Annotated in this window: 14 protein-coding genes; 11 read left to right on the forward strand and 3 right to left on the reverse strand. The window is 74.9% G+C overall.

What is annotated here, in order from left to right; all coding sequences use genetic code 11:
* Positions 1-284: 284 nt before the first annotated feature.
* From LG632_RS08720 to LG632_RS08745, 6 genes are all read left to right on the forward strand, one after another.
* The gene (locus tag LG632_RS08720) at positions 285-1,394 is read left to right on the forward strand and encodes a lipid II:glycine glycyltransferase FemX (protein ID WP_226726300.1); all 1,110 of its coding nucleotides are present in this window, start codon (positions 285-287) and stop codon (positions 1,392-1,394) included.
* A complete protein-coding gene (gene murJ / locus LG632_RS08725; RefSeq protein WP_226726281.1) occupies positions 1,391-3,052 on the forward strand; it encodes a murein biosynthesis integral membrane protein MurJ in 1,662 nt (553 codons plus the stop codon). Before LG632_RS08720 ends, murJ begins: the two co-directional genes overlap by 4 nt.
* A 55-nt stretch (positions 3,053-3,107) precedes the next feature.
* Positions 3,108-3,788, forward strand: coding sequence for a response regulator (locus LG632_RS08730; RefSeq protein WP_226726282.1), 681 nt, complete (start codon positions 3,108-3,110; stop codon positions 3,786-3,788).
* Positions 3,789-3,803: 15 nt separating this feature from the next.
* Positions 3,804-5,261, forward strand: coding sequence for an ATP-binding protein (locus LG632_RS08735; protein ID WP_226726283.1), 1,458 nt, complete (start codon positions 3,804-3,806; stop codon positions 5,259-5,261).
* A gap of 89 nt (positions 5,262-5,350) precedes the next feature.
* A complete protein-coding gene (locus LG632_RS08740) occupies positions 5,351-5,854 on the forward strand; it encodes a hypothetical protein (protein ID WP_226726284.1) in 504 nt (167 codons plus the stop codon).
* 81 nt (positions 5,855-5,935) lie between these two features.
* A complete protein-coding gene (locus LG632_RS08745) occupies positions 5,936-7,198 on the forward strand; it encodes a cytochrome P450 (protein WP_226726285.1) in 1,263 nt (420 codons plus the stop codon).
* On the opposite strand, the gene LG632_RS08750 is transcribed toward LG632_RS08745, so the two are convergent.
* Complete coding sequence (locus LG632_RS08750; RefSeq protein ID WP_226726286.1) at positions 7,158-7,883, reverse strand: hypothetical protein; 726 nt, start codon at positions 7,881-7,883, stop codon at positions 7,158-7,160. The two genes, LG632_RS08745 and LG632_RS08750, sit on opposite strands and share 41 nt — an antisense overlap.
* Before the next feature lie 102 nt (positions 7,884-7,985).
* Between LG632_RS08750 and ggt the strand changes: the two genes are divergently transcribed.
* The gene (gene ggt, locus LG632_RS08755; RefSeq protein ID WP_226726287.1) at positions 7,986-9,785 is read left to right on the forward strand and encodes a gamma-glutamyltransferase; all 1,800 of its coding nucleotides are present in this window, start codon (positions 7,986-7,988) and stop codon (positions 9,783-9,785) included.
* A gap of 43 nt (positions 9,786-9,828) precedes the next feature.
* On the opposite strand, the gene LG632_RS08760 is transcribed toward ggt, so the two are convergent.
* The gene (locus LG632_RS08760; protein ID WP_374203434.1) at positions 9,829-10,737 is read right to left on the reverse strand and encodes an aldo/keto reductase; all 909 of its coding nucleotides are present in this window, start codon (positions 10,735-10,737) and stop codon (positions 9,829-9,831) included.
* 80 nt (positions 10,738-10,817) lie between these two features.
* On the reverse strand, positions 10,818-11,606 hold the full coding sequence (gene map / locus LG632_RS08765) for a type I methionyl aminopeptidase (protein WP_226726289.1): 789 nt from the start codon (positions 11,604-11,606) through the stop codon (positions 10,818-10,820).
* A gap of 92 nt (positions 11,607-11,698) precedes the next feature.
* Between map and LG632_RS08770 the strand changes: the two genes are divergently transcribed.
* The 4 genes from LG632_RS08770 to LG632_RS08785 form a co-directional block, all read left to right on the forward strand.
* On the forward strand, positions 11,699-11,971 hold the full coding sequence (locus LG632_RS08770; RefSeq protein WP_226726290.1) for a helix-turn-helix domain-containing protein: 273 nt from the start codon (positions 11,699-11,701) through the stop codon (positions 11,969-11,971).
* A 239-nt stretch (positions 11,972-12,210) separates the two neighbouring features.
* The gene (locus LG632_RS08775; RefSeq protein WP_226726291.1) at positions 12,211-12,453 is read left to right on the forward strand and encodes a hypothetical protein; all 243 of its coding nucleotides are present in this window, start codon (positions 12,211-12,213) and stop codon (positions 12,451-12,453) included.
* Positions 12,454-12,462: 9 nt separating this feature from the next.
* A complete protein-coding gene (locus tag LG632_RS08780) occupies positions 12,463-12,843 on the forward strand; it encodes a PPOX class F420-dependent oxidoreductase (RefSeq protein ID WP_226726292.1) in 381 nt (126 codons plus the stop codon).
* A 59-nt stretch (positions 12,844-12,902) separates the two neighbouring features.
* The coding region (locus LG632_RS08785; RefSeq protein ID WP_226726293.1) for a hypothetical protein at positions 12,903-13,808 on the forward strand (906 nt) is incomplete at its 3' end.

A 13,808-nucleotide genomic window follows, 5' to 3' on the forward strand; every position in this document is an offset into this window, starting at 1 on the left:
AAAACCCCTCCGAAGTAATGATCGTTCGCAAAGGAGGATGCGAATGCCCCGACTTTAGGTTGCGCCCGGCACCGAAAAACATGGCGGAAGCCGTTGTGACGAGGACCGCAGCGAAACGGTCATCGTCCGGTCACAATCGCCGCTCGGCTTGGTCATGGTGCGCTGTGAAACTCCCGGTCATCCCCGTCGGACCCACCGGAAGGCACCCCGCCGTGTGCGCATTGCTCGTGAATTCCACCCCGCACGACCAGGACCCGGACGGCAGCCGGCCGGGGGAGCTCACCGTGCGCGCGCTGACCGGTTCCGCCTATCTGGAGTTCCTCGGCCGGCACCGCAGGGCGAGTTTCCTGCAGTACCCCTCCTGGGGCGGGGTGAAGGACCTCTGGCGCTCGGAAACGGTCGGATGGCACGTGCCCACCGGTGAACTCGTCGGCGGCGCCCTCGTTCTCTATCGCCAATTTCCCGGCACCCGCAAATACTTCGCCTACCTTCCCGAAGGCCCCGTCGCCGACTGGTCCGACCCCGGTCTCGACCGCTGGCTCGACCCCCTGATGCGGCACCTGCGCGCGGCCGGCGCCTTCGCCGTGCGGATCGGCCCCACCCCGGCCTACCGCCGCTGGGACGCGGCCACCCTCAAGGCCGCCACCGGCCCCGGCCGGCAGCTCTCCGACGTGCTCGCCACCGAGGTGGACCCGCTCGGCGCCGCCCTCGCCGACCGGCTGCGCACCCGGGGCTGGCAGCGCTGCGGCGGGGAGTCCGACGGCGACGCCCAGCCCCGGCACGTCTTCCGCGTGCCCCTGACCGGCCGCACCCTGGACGACCTGTGGTCGGGCCTGAACCAGGAGTGGCGCCGCAACGTCCGCAAGGCCGCGAAGGCGGGCGTGGAGACCTGCCTGGGCACCGCCGACGACCTGCCCGAGTTCCACCGGCTGCTGGGCATCACCGAGGAGCGCGACGGCTTCCGGCTCGGCCGCTCGCTCGCGTACTACCAGCGGCAGTACGAGGTGCTCAACGCCGAGCAGCCGGGCCGGATGCGGCTCTACCTCGCCCGCCACCAGGGCGAGATCCTCGCCGCCCACACCATGATCGTGGCCGGCTCCCGGGTCTGGTACCAGACCGGCGCCTCCGCCGACCACCGGCGCGAGGTACGCCCCAGCAACGCCCTGCAGTGGCGCATGCTCAAGGACGCCCACGCCCTCGGCGCGGACGAGTACGACATGCGCGGGGTACCCTCCACACTCGACCCCGCCGCACGCTCCTTCGGACTGCTGCGCTGGAAGCTCGGTACCGGCGGAGAGGTCGTGGAAACGCTCGGCGAGTGGGAGAAACCGATGGACGGATACGCCAACAGCACCCTCTACAAGGCCTTCCAGGCGTACCTGGCCCGCCGGTGAGCGCCACCGCCACCGCGCCGCAGACCGCGCCGCACACCCCCCGGAAGTCCTCCGTCCTGCGCAGCGGCGCGCTCATGGCCGCCGGCTCGATCGTCTCCCGCGCCACCGGCTTCCTGCGCTCCGCGGTCGTCGTCGCCGCGCTCGGCACCGGACTGCTCGGCGACACCTACGCGGTCGCCAACACCGTCCCCAACATCCTGTACATGCTGCTCATCGGCGGCGCCCTCAACGCCGTCTTCGTGCCCGAGCTGGTCCGCGCCGCCAAGGAGCACGCCGACGGCGGCCGGGCGTACACCGACCGGCTGCTCACCGCCTGCACCGCCGCCCTGGTCGTGCTCACGGCCACCGCCGTCCTGGCCGCACCGCTGATCGTCGAGGTGTACACCCCCTACGACGGCGCCCGGGCGAGCACCACCGTGGCGCTGGCCCGCTACTGCCTGCCGCAGATCCTCTTCTACGGTCTGTTCACCCTGCTCGGGCAGGTCCTGGGCGCCCGCGGCCGGTTCGGCGCGATGATGTGGACCCCGGTCCTCAACAACGTCGTCGTCATCGCCGTCTTCGGACTCTTCCTGTACCTCACCCACGGCTCGCCCGAGGGCCTGACCGCCTCCGGCACGGCCCTGCTGGGCGTCGGCACCACCGCCGGCATCGTCGTCCAGGCCCTCGCCCTGGTGCCGTCGCTGCGTGCGGCCGGCTTCCGCTGGCACCCGCGCTTCGACTGGCGCGGCCGCGGCCTCGCCCGGCCGCTGCGCAACGCCGGCTGGCTGGTGCTGCTCGTCCTCACCAACCAGATCGCCTACTGGGTCGTGACCCGGCTGTCCACCGCGACCGGGCAGCACGCCGTCGAGGCGGGCGTGGCCGGCGGCGCCGGGTACACCGCCTACAGCAACGCCTACCAGCTGTGGATCGTGCCCCAGGGCATCATCACCGTCTCCCTGGTCACCGCCCTCATGCCGCGCATGAGCGCCGCCGCCACCGACGGCGACCTCACCGCCGTCCGCCGCGACGTCTCCTCCGCCCTGCGCACCAGCGCCGCCCTCGTGGTGCCCGCCGCCTGCCTGTTCGCCGCCCTCGCCCCGTGGGTGACCGGCAGCGTCTACGGGTACGGGCGCACGGGCGGCGCGGACATCGCGGTCATGGCCGGCATGCTCACGGCCTTCGCCCCCGGCCTGGTCGCGTTCTCCGCCCAGTACGTCCTCTCGCGCGCCTTCTACGCGCTGTCCGACACCCGCACCCCGTTCTTCCTGAACCTGGTCGTCGCGGGACTGAACGCCGGCCTGTCCGCCACCGCGTACCTGGTCCTGCCGCCGCGCTGGGCCGTCACCGGCATGGCCGCCGCCTCCTCCGTCGCCTTCACCGCCGGCGCCGCGCTCACCGCGTACACCCTCGCCCGCCGGCTCGGCCCGCGCGGGGCCGCCCCCCGCGCCGCGCGCCGCGCCACCGCGCTGCGCACCCACCTGCGCCTGCTCCTCGCCTGCCTGCCGGCCGGGGCCGCCGGCCACCTGGCCGCCCGCGCCGCCGAGCCCGCCGGCTACTTCGCCGCCGTCGGGGCGGGAACCGCCACCCTGCTGGTGGTCGTCGTCCTCCTCGCCCGGCCGCTGAGACTGACCGAGATCACCGACCTGCTGGACTCCCTGCGCCGCCGCCTCGGCCGCTAGCCGTAGCGGCCGATCGAGGGACGAAAGCCATGAAGCCACCTGGAATACTGATCCGATGCCACGCGTACTGCTGATCGAGGACGACCCCTCCGTCCGGGAGGGAGTGGGCCTGGGCCTGCGCCGCCGGGGCCATGACGTGCACGCCGCGGAGACCGGCGAGGAGGGCCTGGAGCTGCTCGCGGCGACCCGGCCCGACCTGGTCCTGCTGGACCTGATGCTGCCCGGCATCAACGGCGTCCAGGTCTGCCGGCGCATCCGCGAGACCAGCCAGGTCCCCATCATCATGCTCACCGCCCGCGGGGACGACTTCGACATCGTCGTCGGCCTGGAGGCCGGCGCCGACGACTACATCGTCAAGCCCGCCCGCACCGAGGTCATCGAGGCCCGCATCAAGGCGGTGCTGCGCCGGCACACCGACCCCGTGGGCCGGCCCGAGGTGGAGTTCCACGGCGAGCTCGCCGTCGACCGGGCGGGCCTGACCGTCTCCCGCAACGGCGAGCGGGTGGCCCTCGCGCCCAGCGAGATCAAGCTGCTGCTGCACCTGTCCGCCTCCCCGGAACAGGTCTTCAGCCGCCAGCAACTGCTGGAGTACGTGTGGGAGCACAGCTACCACGCCGACGCCCGCCTGGTGGACGCCTGCGTCCGCCGGCTCCGAAGCAAGATCGGCGACCCGGCCGGCAACCCCCGCTACATACAGACCGTGCGCGGCTTCGGCTACCGCTTCGGCCCCCTGTGAGCCGGTGAACCCCCGGTGAGACGGATCAGGGCGATATCCCCCTGGGGCCTGCGCACCCGGCTGGTCGCCGCGTTCCTCCTGGTCGCGGCGATCAGCGCGGTCGGCACCGCGGCCCTCACCTACCGGCAGGCGCGCACGGCCGTGCTCACCCAGAGCCAGGACACCGCCGTCAGCGGCCTGCGGGACCAGCTGGCCGCGCACACCCTGCAACTGCCGCTGGACCAGCAGCAGCTCCAGCAGATCGTCACCGAGCTCGGCAAACGCGGCACCCCCCACGGCTGGCACGTCTACGGCGAGTACGGCAGTCTGCGCGCCGGCTCCAACCCCGGCGGGCCGCCCACCTCGCCGCTGATCACCGCCGACATGCGAAGCCGCCTCGGCGGCGTGCCGCACGGCGCCTTCCAGCGGACCACCGACGCGAACGGCACCCCGTACGTGGTCGTCGGCATGCCCGCCACCTTCCGGCTGGGCGGCGTACGCCGGCCCACCGGTGCCGTCTTCTACGCCGTCATGCCGCTGGCCACCGAGCGGCAGACCGTGCAGCTGATGGTCGACGCGGCGCGCAACGGCGCCCTGCCGGGGCTCGCCATCGCCCTGGTGCCTGCCCTGCTCGCCGCGCGCAGCGTGCTGCGCCCCGTGCGGAACCTGCGCAAGGCCGCCCAGCGCATGGGCCGCGGCGAGCTGGACACCCGGATCGAGGTCCGCGGCGCCGACGAACTCGCCGGGCTGGCCCGTACCTTCAACGAGACCGCCCGGGCCCTGGAGAACTCCGTGGACGAACTGCGCCAGGCCGAGGCCCGGGCCCGCCGGTTCGCCGCCGACGTCTCCCACGAGCTGCGCACGCCGCTGACCGGCATGCTCGCCGTCACCGAGGTGCTGGACGAGGACGCCGAGCGGCTCGACCCGGACACCGCCCGGGCGCTGCGGCTGATCAGCAACGAGACCGGCAAACTCGCCGTCCTGGTCGAGGACCTGATGGAGATCTCCCGCTTCGACGCCCGCGCCGCCGAGCTCAACCTGGACGACGTCGATCTGGCCGAGGCCGTGCGCAAGACCCTCGAACGCCGGCACTGGGTCGACGAGCGGGTGGTCACCGACCTGCCGGAGGGCGTGCGGGCCCGGCTCGACTCGCGCCGCTTCGACGTCGTCCTCGCCAACCTCGTCGGCAACGCCCTCAAGCACGGCGGGGCCCCGGTCCGGGTGTCCGTGCGGACCGAGACCCGGGTCGGCGGCGACTGGCTCACCCTCCGGGTCGCCGACAGCGGTCCCGGCATCGCCCCCGAGGTGCTGCCGCACATCTTCGACCGGTTCTACAAGGCGGACGCGGCCCGCACCCGGTCCGCCGGGTCCGGACTGGGACTGGCGATCACCAAGGAGAACGTCCACCTGCACGGCGGGACCGTCCGCGCGGCCGCCGGGCCGGACGGCGGCGCCGTGTTCACCGTCGAGATGCCGTTGGAGGCCGGCGCATGAGGGGTGTCGGAGGTGCCAGGGGTGCCAGGTTTGTCGGAGGTGTCGGAGGTGTCGGAGGCGTCAGGGGCGCCGGAGGTGTCAGGGGCGCCGTGGGGGTGGTCGCTCTCGCCCTCGGCGGGGCGCTGCTGACCGCCGGCTGCGGCATCAAGCCGACCGGGGTGATCGAGAGCGGCCAGCCGGCGGAGGTCTCCGTGGCCATGGCCTCGTACGCCACCCAGGTGTACTTCCTCTCACCCACCGGCGGCCTGGTGCCCGTGCCGGAGTCGGGCTACCCGCCGGCTGCGCCCAGCGACGTCCTGCGCCGGCTGCTGCGCGGGCCCCGCGAGAGCGAACGCGCCGCCGGACTGCGCACCGAGGTGCCCGCCCTGCCCGACTCCAAGGAGAGCGGCCCGTCCTGGCGGGTGGAGCAGAACGGCGACGGCGAGATGACGGTCCGGCTGCCCTTCCCGGTGCGTCCGCTCAGCGCCGGTGCCCAGCGGCAGCTGGTGTGCACCGCGGCCGGTACCGCCGGCGCGGCGCCGACCACGGTGGAGGTCACCCTCTTCGGTCCGGACGGCGGCCTCCCGGCGGCCCACTGCCCCGCCCTCGGCTGACCCCCGGCCGGCGCCCGCCCGGGGTGCCGGCCCCCGGCGGGGCTCTTGCGGCCACCGGCCCCCGGCCGCCACCGTGGCCCCATGGAGCACACCGCGGACGTCCCCGACGTGTTCGACCCCCGCCGGTACGCCGAGGGGCTGCCGCACGCGAGCTACCGGGTGCTGCGCGAGCACCACCCGGTCGCCTGGCAGGCCGAACCGGAGGTGCTCGGCTGGCCGGCCGGACCCGGATTCTGGGCCGTGACCCGGCACGCGGACGTGGTGCGGGTGCTGCGCGACCACCGGACGTACTCCTCGCACCTGGGCGCCACCCAGATCCGCGACCCCGACCCGGCCGACCTGCCGTTCCTGCGCCGCACCATGCTCAACCAGGACCCTCCCGAGCACGGCCGGCTGCGCCGGCTGGCCGCCCGCGCCTTCACGCCCGCCCGGGTCGACGCCTTCACCGCCCGGGTCCGGGAGCGGGCGCGTACCCTGCTGGCCGCGGCCCGCGCGGACGCCACCGACGGGGTGGCCGACCTGGTCACCGCCGTCACCGACGAGTACGCGCTGCTCAACCTCGCCGACCTGCTGGGCGTACCGGCCGCCGACCGGGCGCTGCTGCTCGACTGGACCGTCCGCGTCATCGGCTACCAGGACCCCGACGAGACCCCCGAACCCCGGCGCGGGCCCGACGGCCGCCCGCTCGACCCGCGCTCGCCGGCCCTGCTCGGCGAGATGTTCGGGTACGCCCGGGAGCTGGCCGCGTACAAACGCGCCCACCCCGGCGACGACCTGATGACCGCCCTGGCCGGAGCCGGACTCGACGAGCCCGAACTGGAGATGTTCTTCTTCCTGCTCACCGTCGCCGGCAACGACACCGTCCGCAGCGCCGCCCCCGGCGGACTGCTGGCCCTGGCCCGGCACCCCGACGAGTTCGCCCGCCTGCGCGACGGCTCGGTGGCCGCCGCGAGCGCCGTGGAGGAACTGCTGCGCGTGCACCCGCCGGTGCTCAGCTTCCGCCGCACCGCCGCCGTCGACACCGAACTGGCCGGCCGGCCGGTCCGCGCCGGGGACAAGGTCGTGGTCTTCCACGCCTCCGCCAACCACGACGAGCGGGTCTTCCCCGACCCCTACCGGCTCGACCTCGGCCGCCGGCCCAACCCGCACGTCTCCTTCGGCGACGGCCCGCACGTCTGCCTCGGCGCCCACTTCGCCCGGCTCCAGCTCCGGGTGCTGCACGAGGAGTGGCACGCCGCCGGCCTGCCCGTGCCCGAACTCGCCGGCGAACCGCGCCGACTGGTGTCCAACTTCATCAACGGGCTCAAGTCGCTGCCGGTTCGGCTGTCCGGGCCGCGGTCGTGACGTCGGCGACCAGCTCGGTGACGTCGGGGCCGTAGGCGTCGGAGTTGACGACCTTGAGCACCAGCGCGAACGACCGGTCCTTGTACCGCTCGGCCAGCTTCTCGTGGTGCCGGGCGAGGTAGCGGGCGGCGGCCTGGTTGCTCACCGCGGTCTGACCGCAGATCAGGAACACCGGGCGGGTCCCCTCCCGGGTGGTCAGCCGGGCCAGCAGCACGTACTCCACCGCGCCCTGGCGCCAGCGGTACGTCTCCCCGCCCACCGTGATCGCCCCCCGGTCCGGGACCGGTTCGCCGGAGACGTTGAAGTCCACGCCCGGCAGCATCGAGGCCAGGTGGGCGGCCGTACGGGCGTTCGAGGTCGGGCCGCCGACACAGAACTCGGCGCGTTCCCCGAAGCCCTGCCGCGCGCCGTCGTGGGTGACGATCTGCACCGTGGCCCCGCAGTCCTTGATCAGCGCCGAGATCTCCAGCAGCGCGAACGCGTCGTTGCGGTGCACCGACCGCTCGGAGTCCCCCACCTTGCGGTTGACCACGAACAGGCAGTCCGAGCCGGCCGGCAGCCCGAAGAAGGCCTGCTTGCGGCGGAGTTTGCGGCGCCACAGGTAGGTCCGGCCGAACCAGCCGAAGCCACCGCTGACGGCGGTGGCTATCACCCCGAGCACGATGTTGCGCACGTCGTCGTTCATGCGGCGGATGGTAGCGGCCACGACGCGCCGCTGACGCGGGCGGTCCGGTGAAGTTAGAGTGCCGCTTCCAGGCCCCGCGCAGGTCCTCGACCGGAGGTACGGATGCGTCGTCCCGCCGCACGCCCCTTAGCGCTCGTCGCCCTCGTCGGGGCGCTCGTCTCCACCGGCGCCGCGGCTCCGCCGCCGGCCGCCGGCACGCCCGCCAAGGTCCCTGTCGCCGTCGGCTACGGCGGAGCGGTCGCCAGCGTCGACCCCGACGCCTCGGCCGCCGGTGTCGCCGTGCTGCGGTCCGGCGGCAACGCCGTGGACGCCGCGGTCGCCACCGCGGCGGCGCTGGGCGTCACCGAGCCGTACTCCGCCGGCATCGGCGGGGGCGGCTACTTCGTCTACTACGACGCGGCCACCCGCCGCGTGCACACCGTCGACGGCCGCGAGACCGCGCCCGCCTCCGCCACCGAGACGCTCTTCCAGGAGAACGGCGTCCCCATCCCGTTCGCCGAGGGCATGACCAGCGGACGTTCCGTCGGTGTCCCCGGTACCCCGGCCACCTGGCGGACCGCCCTGGACGCCTGGGGGTCGCAGCCGCTGGACCGGCTCCTCAAGCCCGCGGTGAAGCTGGCCCGGGACGGCTTCACCGTCGACGCCACCTTCCGCGCCCAGACCCAGGCCAACCAGGACCGGTTCAAGGACTTCCCCGACACGGCCGCGCTGTTCCTGCCGGGTGGTCAGCTGCCCGTGGTCGGCTCGACGTTCAAGAACCCCGACCTCGCCGCCACCTACACCGAACTGGCCCGCAAGGGCACCGGCGCGCTCTACCGGGGGCCCATCGCCGACGACATCGTCCGCGCGGTCCGCAAGCCCCCGGTGGACCCGGCGGCCACCCGCGTCGTCCGGCCCGGCGACCTGACCGCCGCCGACCTGCGGGCGTACGCCACCAAGCGGCAGGAGCCGACCCGGATCCGGTACCGGGGCCTGGACGTCTACAGCATGGCGCCCTCGTCCTCGGGCGGCACCACCGTCGGCGAGGCCCTCAACATCCTGGAGGGCTCGGACCTGTCCGAGCTGTCCGAGACCCAGTACCTGCACCGGTTCATCGAGGCCTCGCGGATCTCCTTCGCCGACCGGGGCCGCTGGGTCGGTGACCCGGCCGCCCAGGACGTGCCCACCCGGCAGCTGCTCTCCCAGCGGTTCGCCGACAGCCGCGCCTGCCTCATCTCCCCGGACAAGGCGCTGACCAGCCCGGTCGCTCCCGGCGACCCGCGCAGTCCGGCGCCGTGCGCCACCACCGGCGAGAGCGCCCCGACCACCTACGAGGGGGAGAACACCACCCATCTCACCGTCGCGGACCGCTGGGGCAACGTGGTCTCCTACACCCTCACCATCGAGTCCACCGGCGGCAGCGCCATCACCGTCCCCGGGCGGGGCTTCCTGCTCAACAACGAGCTGACCGACTTCTCCTTCGCCCCGGCCGCCCCCGGCGTGCCGGACCCGAACCTGCCCGGCCCCGGCAAGCGGCCGCGCTCGTCGATGTCGCCGACGATCGTCCTGGAGGACGGCCGGCCGGTCCTCGCGGTCGGCTCCCCGGGAGGCGCCACCATCATCACGACCGTGCTCCAGACCCTGACCGGTCACCTGGACCGGGGCCTGCCGCTGGTCGAGGCGATCGCCGCGCCGCGCGCCAGCCAGCGCAACCAGACCACGACCGAGCTCGAACCGGGGCTGTGGAACAGCCCGTTGCGCGGTCAGCTGGAAGCGCTCGGCCACGGCTTCCGGCAGAACCCCGAGATCGGCGCCGCCACCGGTGTCCAGCGGCTCCCGGACGGGCGCTGGCTGGCCGCCGCCGAGAAGAGCCGGCGGGGCGGCGGCTCGGCCATGGTGGTGCACCCGCACGGCAGGCCGTAGCACGCCGAGCGGGCACTCCCCTCCGCCACCCGGGCGCTGCCGCTCAGGGGAGGGGAGTGCCGCGGGCGGTGACCCAGAGTTCGTACCACTCCTCGTGGGTGAGGTCCGGCTCGCGGACGGCGGCGTCGCGGCAGGCGCGGATGCGGTCGGGGCGGGTGCTGCCGATGACCGCGGACACCCCCGCCGGGTGGCGCATCAGCCACCACAGCAGGACCGTCTCGGGCGTCGTGCCCTTCGCCTCGGCCAGCCGGACCAGCAGGGCGGCGGTGGCGTGCTCGGCGGCGGTCTGCTGCCGCCCGGTGTAGCGGCCCTGCGCCAAGGCACCCCAGGCCTGCAGGCGTATGCCGTGCTCGCGGCAGTGCTCCAGGGTGCCGAAGGGGAAGCCGTTGCCGGTGGCCTCCCGGGTGTTCAGCAGGACCCCGGCCTCGACCCAGTCGCGCCGGTACAGGCTCATCTCCAGCTGGTCGGCCACCAGCGGCACGTCCAGCCGCGCCTGGAGCGCGGCCATCTGCGCGGCGCCCATGTTGGACACCCCGAAGTGCCGTACGAGGCCCTGCCGGTGCAGGCCCGACAGGGCCGCGGCGATCTCGTCGGGGTCCGTCAGCGGGTCGGGGCGGTGCAGGAGCAGGACGTCGATCACATCGGTGCGCAGCCGGGTCAGGCTCTCCTCCACCCGGCGCGCGATGCTCGCCGCCCGCAGGTCGTACCTGCCGGGCAGGCCGTCCCCGGCGAGGCGGATGCCGCACTTGGTCTGGATCGTGATCCGCTCGCGCAGGCCCGGGGCCCGGGCCAGCACCTCCCCGAAGACGGCCTCGGACTTGCCGTGGCGGTAGATGTCGGCGTGGTCGAAGGCGGTGATCCCGCTGTCGAGCGCGGCCTCGACGGCGGCCTCGGCCGCGTCGATGTCGGCGGCGCCGTAGGGCTCGGTGTCCCAGGCGCCGCCCAGCCCCATGCAGCCGTGCAGCACCCGCCCGGTGCCCGGGGCCCCGCCCGTGCCGTGGCTCCCGGGGCCGGTCCCGTCCGTGTCCGTGGTCATGGGCCCACCCTAGGGGTGGGGGCCGCGGTCAGGATCCGGGGGCCGGCGGCGGTGACGGCGACCGTGTGCTCGGCGTGGGCGGCGCGGGAGCCGTCCGCGGTGCGCAGGGTCCAGCCGTCGGGGTCGGTGACGAAGGCGTCCCGGCCGCCCGCGAGGACCATCGGCTCGATCGCGAGGACCATGCCCGGGCGCAGCGTCATGCCGCGGCCGGGACGGCCCTCGTTCGGGACGGCGGGGTCCTCGTGCATCCGGCGGCCGATGCCGTGGCCGCCGAAGCCGTCGGGGATGCCGTAGCCCGCGGCGCGCACGACGGTGCCGATGGCATGGGCCACGTCGCCGATGCGGCGGCCCGGCCGGGCCTGCTCGATGCCGGCGGCGAGCGCCGCCTCGGCGGTGGCGATCAGTCGGAGGTCGGCGGGCCGGGCCCGGCCGACGGCGAAGCTGATCGCCGCGTCCCCGACCCAGCCGCCCAGCCGGGCCCCGAAGTCGGCGCTGACCAGGTCCCCGTCACGCAGCCGGTAGTCGTCCGGTATGCCGTGGACGATCGCGTCGTTGACGGAGAGGCAGACGACCGCCGGGAACGGCACGGGGGCGAAGTGCGGGCGGTAGCCGAGGAAGGGCGAGCTCGCCCCCGCCTCGCGCAGCACGGCCCGCGCCGTGCCGTCGAGCTCCCGCAGCGAACTGCCCACCCGGGCCGCACGGCGTACGGCGGCCAGGGCGCGGGCCACGACCTGCCCGGCCTCGCCCATGGCCTCGATCTCCTGGTCTGTCTTCAGATGCACCATACCAACAACTATACCGGTATAGAAATCACGGTAAACAAGTAACGGTAAAGAAATCCCGGTATAAGAATCGGCCGGCGGGCTAGAATGGCCGCATGGTCCGAACCCCCTTGACCCCCGAGGAGCGCGAGCGCGGCGAGCGGCTGGGCGCGCTCCTGCGCGAGGCGCGCGGCCCGCGCAGCATGGTGGAGGTCGCCGCGGCCGCGGGGCTGTCCGCCGAGACCCTGCGCAAGATCGAGACCGGCCGGGCGCCGACACCGGCGTTCTTCACCGTCGCCGCCCTCGCCGCGACCCTCGGCCTGTCCATGGACGACCTGCTCCGCCGCTGCGCGGCGACGGCGGCGGCACCGGCGCCCGCACCGTCCTGAACGGACCGCCGGCTCACCCGCGGCCCGGCTCGCGCACCCGCCGGCCCGGCTCGGGAACCCGCGGCCCCGCCTGGGCGCCGGCAGCCCCGGCCGGTACGGAAGCGCCCCGTGCCGGTACGGAAGCGTCCGTGCCGGTCCGGAGGCGGCCCGTGCCGGCACCGAGGCGGCCCGGCCGGTCCCGGCGGCCGAACGGCCCAATCGGCGATGCGTCCGCCGCCGGGCGGGGCAGGGGTGAGGGTGTGTCAGCACCGAACACAGCCCAACGTCTCGGCCTCGGCCTCCTCGGCTCCCTGCTCGCGGGCGGCCTGCTGCTCGCCACCTGCGTGACGCCCGAGGGCCGCAGCCAGGCCCGCGGCAAGGCGGTCCTGCGCCACCCGGAGGGCGGCGGCGGACCGGCGCACCTGCGGGACCGTCCGGCGGACCGGTCGAGCCGTGCTGGAAGACCGGACTGCGGCCTGGGAGGGGGTCACCCGCGCGGCTAGGGTGGCGCCATGAGTCTTGAGGAACTGGGCCGGGGCAGATACGTCAGCCTGACCACCTACCGCAAGGACGGCACCCCGGTGGCCACGCCGGTGTGGGCGGTGACGGAGGCGGGCGAACTGTTCGTCTGGACCCGCACCGACACGTGGAAGGTCAAGCGGATCCGCAACGACGGTCGGGTCACCGTGACCGCGTGCGACGTGCGCGGCCGCGTGGTCGAGGGCGCGCCGGTCGTGGAGGCGCGCGCCCGGCTGCTCGACGACGCCGGACTGCGGCGGGTGCGGCAGCTGATGGCGCGCAAGTACCGCTGGCAGTTCTGGGCCGTGGACGTCCCGGCCGCCCTCGCCCGGCGCGGGAAGCGTCCCCACACCGCGATCGCCGTCAAGGTTTGAGACTGCCGTAGTCCGCGCGTAACACGGGTGCGGTGCAATAGCCGTCCATGGAGACGGCGATGAGCGAACTGGCCGCGTGTATACGCGGATTGACGGCGCAGCTCGACCCCGGCGCCGGGTGGTACGGCGCATTCCTGCGGCGGGACCCGGACGGCATCCGGGCCTGCCTGGAGGGTACGGCGGTGCCGCCGTGGGACGTACTGGAATCGCTGCTCCAGGACCTCGCCGCGGTGCGCGGGCCGGACGCGGCCGCGGAGCACGCGCGGCGGGCCGCGCGGCTGCGGTGGGCGGCGGTCGCCGGGTACGACCGGCGGGCCGGCGGTGCCGCGGAGCTCCACGCGCTGCTCGCCGTGGCCGCGGCGGAGCGGGCGGCGGCCGAGACCTCCGTCCGCGCCCTGACCGCCCGCCTCGCGGCGGGCCACCGGCCCGCGCACGGCCCGGGACCGGATCTCGCGCTGCTGACCCGGGAGCTGTCCTGGGCCCGCGACGACCTGGCCCGCGCCGACTCCCGCCACGCCGACCTCTGCGCCCGCCTCACCGCCCTCTCCCGCACCCCGGCGACCCCCGACCCCCCGAGCCCCGCCACCTCCTCCGGCCCTTCCACCCCCTCTGGCCCTGCCACTTCCTCCGGCCCCGCCATCCCCTCCGCCCCCGCGATGTCCGTCCCCGCCCCCTCCGGCCCTCCCACCCTCCATGCCTCCCGGGGCGCCCGCGTGCTCACCCTCGTCCGCCACCGCCCCGCACCCCCGCCGCCCCCGGCCCCGTCGGCACACGGCGGCACCGCCGCCTTCGTGGCCGCGCTCGCCGAGCTCCGGGCCCGAGGGCGCAGCGGGGAGGCGCACGGCTTGATCTGCGAGGCCGCGCGCTGGCCCGCCGGGCGGTTGCCGGGCCTGGCCCGGGAGCTGGAGCGGCAGGGGAGGGGCGCCGAGTGGGCGACCCTGCTGTGGGAGGTGGGAGGACTGCCG

Source organism: Streptomyces antimicrobicus, from assembly GCF_020532625.1.
GTDB lineage: Bacteria > Actinomycetota > Actinomycetes > Streptomycetales > Streptomycetaceae > Streptomyces > Streptomyces antimicrobicus.